The sequence below is a fragment of the Streptococcus suis genome (assembly GCF_002964045.1).
GTDB lineage: Bacteria > Bacillota > Bacilli > Lactobacillales > Streptococcaceae > Streptococcus > Streptococcus suis_U.
In genome coordinates, this window is record NZ_POPB01000563.1 from 1 (window position 1) to 345 (window position 345).

At 39.7% G+C, this 345-nt stretch carries 1 protein-coding gene; it reads right to left on the bottom strand.

The annotated features are described in order from the left end of the window. Window positions 1-345 (bottom strand): hypothetical protein (locus C1E99_RS14805; protein ID WP_161951212.1); only part of this gene is annotated, 345 nt, incomplete at both ends.

Genomic DNA, 345 nt, shown 5'->3' on the forward strand with positions numbered 1-345 from the left:
AGCGAATGATGTTTCTTTGGAAACCGATCATTCATGTACGAAAGGGCTTGGGTGAAGGCTACTTTTGTTACTTCTTTTCCCTCTGCCTTATCACCGATGATCAACTGAATCCAGGCTGTTTGCTCCGCAATTCCAATAGCTTCTGGAAAACGTTTAAACATTTCTTCGAGTACATTGGAAATACTTGTCAATTCATCCGACTCTTTTTCAACGCTCAAATTTACTAAGCCTTTAGCATATTCCGAAGCAATGGAAGAATCTGCTAAAAATTGACTTGACAAGTCAGCTAGTTCTTGTACCGTTTGTTCACATCCCGATAAGTCTTGGTCTACTGTCAAATTTACC